This is a genomic window from Rhodoblastus sp. (genome assembly GCF_041915505.1).
In the GTDB taxonomy this organism is placed as follows: Bacteria; Pseudomonadota; Alphaproteobacteria; order Rhizobiales; family Beijerinckiaceae; genus Rhodoblastus.
The window spans coordinates 1-2142 of record NZ_JAYSBG010000482.1; the positions used below are offsets into that span (position 1 = coordinate 1).

General features: G+C 64.8%; 3 protein-coding genes and 1 pseudogene. All 4 read left to right on the forward strand.

Annotated features, from left to right (window positions below; translation table 11 throughout):
* Positions 1 to 75 (forward strand): aspartyl/glutamyl-tRNA amidotransferase subunit C, encoded by a 75-nt coding sequence (locus tag ACE3S9_RS18905; protein WP_374548026.1) that lies wholly within the window; start codon positions 1 to 3, stop codon positions 73 to 75.
* Positions 76 to 89: 14 nt separating this feature from the next.
* The gene (gene gatA / locus ACE3S9_RS18910) at positions 90 to 1571 is read left to right on the forward strand and encodes an Asp-tRNA(Asn)/Glu-tRNA(Gln) amidotransferase subunit GatA (RefSeq protein ID WP_374548024.1); all 1482 of its coding nucleotides are present in this window, start codon (positions 90 to 92) and stop codon (positions 1569 to 1571) included.
* 52 nt (positions 1572 to 1623) lie between these two features.
* On the forward strand, positions 1624 to 1917 hold the full coding sequence (locus ACE3S9_RS18915; protein ID WP_374548025.1) for a chorismate mutase: 294 nt from the start codon (positions 1624 to 1626) through the stop codon (positions 1915 to 1917).
* A pseudogene (gene gatB, locus ACE3S9_RS18920) lies at positions 1914 to 2142 on the forward strand (Asp-tRNA(Asn)/Glu-tRNA(Gln) amidotransferase GatCAB subunit B); the annotation flags it as partial. The gene ACE3S9_RS18915 and the pseudogene gatB, both read left to right, overlap by 4 nt.

The window sequence follows — 2142 nt, forward strand, 5'->3', positions numbered from 1 at the left end:
ATCGTCGACAAGGTGCTGGCCAACGCCCCGGCGCGCGAGGACGGGTTCTTCGTCGTGCCGAAAGTGATCGAATAAGGCGGGAGTTTTTCATGTCCGATCTGACCCGCCTGACGCTCGCGGAAGCGCGCGACGGCCTCGCCGCCAAAAAGTTCTCGGCGGTGGAAATCAACCAGGCTTTTCTCGACGCCATGGCGCGGGCGAAGGGCCTGAACGCCTATATTGTCGAGACGCCGGAAAAGGCGCTCGCCATGGCCAAGGCCAGCGACGACAGGATCGCCAAAGGCGAGGCCGGCCCGCTGGAAGGCGTGCCGCTGGGAATCAAGGATCTCTACGCCACCGAAGGCGTGCAGACGACCGCCGCCAGCCATATTCTCGAAGGTTTCACGCCGCGCTACGAATCCAGCGTCACGACCAATCTGTGGCGCGACGGCGCGACCATGCTCGGCAAGCTCAATCTCGACGAATTCGCGATGGGCTCGTCGAACGAGACGTCTTATTTCGGCCCGGTGATTTCGCCCTGGCGGCGGAATGGTTCGGACGCCAAGATCGTGCCCGGCGGCTCCTCGGGCGGCTCGGCGGCGGCGGTCGCGGCGCGGCTTTGCCTCGGCGCCACGGCGACCGATACCGGCGGCTCGATCCGCCAGCCGGCGGCCTTTACCGGCACCGTCGGCATCAAGCCGACCTATGGCCGCTGCTCGCGCTGGGGCATTGTCGCCTTCGCCTCCTCGCTCGATCAGGCCGGGCCCATCGCCAAGAACGTGCGCGACACCGCGATCCTGCTGCGCTCGATGGCGGGTCACGATCCGAAGGACACCACCAGCGTCGATGCGCCGGTGCCCGATTACGAAAAGGCGGTCGGCGCCTCGATCAAGGGCAAGGTGATCGGCATCCCGAAGGAATATCGCCTCGACGGCCTCTCCGCCGAGATCGCCGCTCTGTGGGATCAGGGCGTCGCGTGGCTGCGCGCGGCCGGCGCCGAGATTCGCGAGATTTCGCTGCCGCATACGCGTCATGCGCTGCCGGCTTATTATATTGTCGCGCCGGCGGAAGCCTCGTCCAATCTCGCGCGTTATGACGGTGTCCGCTACGGCCTGCGCAAGACCGGCAAGGACATTGTCGATCTCTACGAATTGTCGCGCGCGGAAGGCTTCGGCAAGGAAGTGCGCCGCCGCATCATGATCGGCACCTATGTTCTGTCAGCCGGCTATTACGACGCCTATTATCTGCGCGCGCAGAAAATCCGCTCGCTGATCAAGCGCGATTTCGATCTGGCTTACGCGGCCGGCGTCGATGCGATCCTGACGCCCGCGACGCCTTCGCCGGCTTTCGCGCTGGGTGAAAAGGGCTCCGCCGATCCGGTCGAAATGTATCTCAACGACGTCTTCACGGTGACCGTGAACATGGCCGGCCTGCCGGGCATCGTCTTGCCCGGCGGATTGTCGTCGGATGGCCTGCCGCTCGGCCTGCAATTAATCGGTCGGCCGTTCGAGGAAGAGACCTTGTTCTCGCTTGCGCAGGTCATCGAGGACGCGGCGCCGAAGATCGGTCTGCCGGAAAGCTGGTGGGGCTGAGCGGAGCGCGGCGATGAGCGGATCAGACGAAGCGCCGAAGGTCCATCCCGAGATGGCGGCGCTGCGCGCGCGGATCGACACGATCGACGCCGGGCTGGTCGACCTGTTCGCCGAGCGTCAGCGCTGCATCGAGATGGCGGCGGAGATCAAGACCCGCATCGGCTGGCCAGCCCGCATTCAGCCGCGCGTGGATGAAGTGCTCGACCGCGTCACGGCGCGCGCGCAACGGCAGGATCTCGACCCCGAACTGGCGCGCGGTCTGTGGACCGCGCTGGTTGAATGGTCGATTGCATATGAAGAACGTCTGATGGACAATTCTTCGGACAAAAAAGTGGACCCCGCATGAACACCCACGCCAATTCTTCGAAACTGATTCCCGGCGCCACCGGCGAATGGGAAGTCGTCATCGGCCTCGAAATCCACGCCCAGGTCACCAGCCATTCGAAGCTGTTTTCCGGCGCCTCGACCGAATTCGGCGGCGCGCCGAACAGCCATGTCTCGCTGGTCGACGCGGCCATGCCCGGCATGCTGCCGGTGATCAACGAGGAATGCGTCAAACAGGCGATCCGCA